Source organism: Pseudomonas sp. NFACC04-2 (assembly GCF_900119265.1).
GTDB lineage: Bacteria > Pseudomonadota > Gammaproteobacteria > Pseudomonadales > Pseudomonadaceae > Aquipseudomonas > Aquipseudomonas fluorescens_AA.
Window position 1 is genome coordinate 7,386 of the sequence record NZ_FPJC01000048.1, and the last position, 4,121, is coordinate 11,506.

Annotated in this window: 1 protein-coding gene; it reads left to right on the forward strand. The window is 64.2% G+C overall.

Annotation, left to right across the window (positions count from 1 at the left end):
- Positions 1-4,121, forward strand: a 4,121-nt coding sequence (locus BT125_RS28140) for a non-ribosomal peptide synthetase (protein WP_139271829.1), incomplete at both ends; no start/stop codon positions are given.

Genomic DNA, 4,121 nt, shown 5'->3' on the forward strand with positions numbered 1-4,121 from the left:
TGGGCCGCTACCTGGCGGACGGCAACATCGAATACCTGGGCCGTAACGATGACCAGGTGAAGATCCGCGGTTTCCGCATCGAACTGGGGGAGATCGAGGCCAAGCTCGCCCAGGCTCCAGACATCAAGGAAACCGTAGTCCTGGCCCGTGAAGACGTACCGGGCGACAAGCGCCTGGTCGCGTATTTCACCCAGCACTCGCCAGACGAAACAATAGACATCGAAGCCCTGCGCACGCACCTGCAAGCGCAACTGCCGGCCTACATGGTGCCCGTCGCCTACGTGCGCCTGGATGCCTTGCCACTGACGCCGAACGGCAAGCTCGACCGCAAGGCCTTGCCGGCGCCGGACCTCGATGCGCTAGTGACGCGTGGCTATGAAGCCCCGCAAGGCGAAACCGAAACCACCCTGGCGCAGCTCTGGCAAGACGTGCTCAAGGTCGAACGCGTGGGCCGCCACGACCATTTCTTCGAACTGGGCGGCCATTCCCTGCTGGCGGTCACGCTGATCGAGCGCATGCGCCAGGCCGGCTTGAGCGCCGACGTGCGCGTACTGTTCGGCCAGCCCACCCTGGCCGCGCTGGCGGCCGCTGTCGGCAGCGGGAAGGAGATCAGCGTTCCGGCGAACCTGATTGCGCTGGACTGCGAACGCATCACCCCCGAGCTGCTGCCGCTGGCCAACCTGTCCCAGGCGACCATCGACCGTCTCGTGGCGACAGTGCCGGGTGGTACACGCAACGTGCAGGACATCTACCCGGTGGCACCGCTGCAGGAAGGCATTCTTTACCATCACCTGTCGGCAGAGCAGGGCGATCCCTACGTGCTGCACACGCAGTTTGCCTTTGACAGCCGCGAACGCCTCGACGCGTTCACCCAGGCCCTGCAAAGCGTCATTGACCGCCACGACATCTTGCGCACCGCCATCCTCTGGGAAGGTCTCGACGGGCCTCGACAAGTGGTCTGGCGCGAAGCGCGGCTGGGGCTTGAAGAACTGGTGCTGGACCCACAGGCCGGAGCGATCGCCCAACAGCTGCAGCATCGTTTCGACGTTCGGCACTATGCCCTGGACATGACCCAGGCACCGCTGATGCGCCTGGCCTTTGCCCAAGACAAGCCCAACCAGCGCTGGGTAGCGATGCTGTTGTTCCATCACATCGCCCTCGATCATGCGGCGCTGAAAGTCGTACAGAGCGAGATGCAGGCCTACCTGCTGGGGCAGGCCGGTCAATTGGACGTCCCGGTACCGTATCGCAACTACGTGGCCCAGGCGTGCCTGGGTGTGGATCGTGAAGCGCAGGAAGGGTTCTTCCGTGACATGTTGGGTGATGTCGACGAACCCACGCTGCCGTTCGGTTTGCAGCAGGTGCAGGGTGATGGCCATGACATCGAGGATGCGAGCCTGGTGCTCGACGGCGACTTGAGTCGTCGGCTGCGGCGCCTGGCACGCCAGTCGGGCGTGGGCGTCGCCAGTTTGCATCACTTGGCCTGGGCGCAAGTCCTGGGGCAGGCGTCCGGCAAGCAGGACGTGGTGTTCGGTACCGTGCTGATGGGCCGGATGCAGGGCGGCCAGGGCGCTGACCGGGCGTTGGGCATGTTCATCAACACCTTGCCCCTTCGTGTGAGCGTGGGCGACCAGGCCGTCAAGGCCGGCGTCAAGGCGGTCCACGGACAATTGACCGCACTGTTGGGCCACGAGCACGCCTCGCTGGCAGTGGCCCAGCGTTGCAGCGGCGTGGCTGCGCCAATGCCACTGTTCAGCGCCTTGCTGAACTACCGCAACTCCAGCGAACAGGCCGATACAGAAGCGGCGCTGCTGGCCTGGCAGGGCATTGAGACGCTGGGTGGCGAAGCACGTACCAACTACCCATTGACGCTGTGTATCGACGACTTGGGTGAAGATTTCGCCCTGACCGTGCTGGCCACGAGCGGTGTCGGTGCGCAGCGTGTCTGTGCCTACATGGCGACCGCGCTGCAAAGCCTGGCAACGGCGTTGGAATCCGCCCCGACATCACGCTTGCAAACGCTGGCGGTACTGCCGCAAGCCGAGCGTCATCAGGTACTGACCGACTTCAACGCCACCACCCGACACTATCCCCAGGACAGGACCGTCCATGGCCTGTTCGAGGCGCAGGCCAACGAGCGTCCGCAAGCCATTGCCGCCGTGCATGACGCCCACAGCCTGACCTACGCCGAATTGAACCAGCGAGCCAATCGCCTGGCCCGTCATTTGATTGGCCTCGGTGTGCAACCGGGCGATCGAGTGGCGATTGCGCTGGAGCGTTCGCTCGAGCTGCTGGTCAGCCAACTGGCGATTCTCAAATGCGCCGGCGTTTATGTCCCACTGGATGTCAGCGCGCCGCTGGAGCGTCAGCAGTTCATGGTGCAGGACAGCGGGGCACAGGTCGTGCTGACGTCGAGTACAGCGGTAGCGCCTGAAGCCTCGCAACGGGTGGCTCTGGATACGCTGGTCTTCAATGAGTCCGCCGATAACCTCCACCTGACGCAAGACGGCGAATCGGTGGCCTACATCATGTACACCTCCGGCTCCACCGGCACCCCGAAAGGCGTGCGGGTGCCGCACCGGGCGATCAACCGACTGGTGATCAATAACGGCTACGCCGACTTCAACGCCCAGGACCGGGTGGCCTTCGCCTCCAACCCGGCCTTCGACGCCAGCACCCTCGACGTCTGGGCGCCGTTGCTCAATGGCGGTTGCGTGGTAGTGGTCGACCAGGATGTGCTGTTGTCCCAGGCGGATTTCCACGCGCTGCTGCTCGAACAATCGGTCAGCTTGTTGTGGATGACGGCCGGTCTATTCCATCAGTACGCCGCGGGGCTGATGACGGCGTTCGCCCAATTGCGCTACCTGATCGTCGGTGGCGATGTACTCGACCCAGCGGTGATTGGCCGCGTCCTGAAAGAAGGCGCGCCGGCTCATCTGCTCAACGGCTACGGCCCGACCGAAGCCACCACGTTTACCACCACCCATGAGATCAAGGCCGTGGGCGAGGGTGGTATTCCCATCGGTCGTCCGATTGGCAACACCCGCGTCTACGTGCTGGACGCCAATCGTCAGCCAGTGCCCATCGGCGTGGCCGGCGAGTTGTACATCGGTGGCGATGGTGTGGCGAAAGGGTATTTGAATCGCCCAGAGCTGAGCGCCGAGAAATTCGTCGCCGACCCGTTCAATGCCGATCCCGGTGCCTTGCTCTACCGCACCGGCGACCTGGCGCGCTGGCGCGCGGACGGCACGGTGGATTACCTGGGGCGCAACGACGACCAGGTGAAGATCCGTGGTTTTCGTATCGAGTTGGGCGAGATCGAAGCACGATTGGGCCAATGCCCAGGCGTGAAAGACGCGGTCGTGCTGGCGCGGCAAGACGATGCCGGTCCCAAGCGCCTGGTGGGGTATGTGATCCCCGAGCCGGGCGTGACCTTGTCGGTACACGACTTGCGGGGACAATTGTCGAGCGTGTTGGCCGATTACATGCTGCCCAGCGCGTTCGTGGTCCTGCCAGCCTTCCCGCTGACCGCCAACGGCAAACTGGATCGCCGTGAGCTCCCGGCGCCGGATGCCGAGGCCTATGCCTCTCGCGAATATGAAGCACCGCTGGGCAAGGTGGAACAGACCCTGGCACGAATCTGGGCGGACGTGCTGAAGGTCGAGCAGGTGGGGCGCCACGACCACTTCTTCGAACTGGGCGGGCACTCGCTGCTGGCGGTCACGCTGATCGAACGCATGCGCCAGGCCGGCTTGAGCGCCGACGTGCGCGTGCTGTTCAGCCAACCGACCCTGGCCGCACTGGCCGCGGCGATTGGCAGCGGCAGGGAAGTCAGCGTGCCGGCGAACCTGATTCCTTTGGACTGTGAATACATCACCCCGGACCTATTACCCCTGATCAACCTGTCCCAGGACGCCATCGACCGCCTCGTCGCCACCGTTCCCGGTGGTGCGCGCAACGTGCAGGACATCTATCCGCTGGCGCCGTTGCAGGAAGGCATCCTCTATCACCACCTGGCCGCCGAGCAGGGCGACCCCTATGTGTTGCAATCGCAATTCGCCTTCGACAACCGTGAACGCCTCGATGCCTTCATCGGCGCACTGCAAGTGGTGATCGATCGC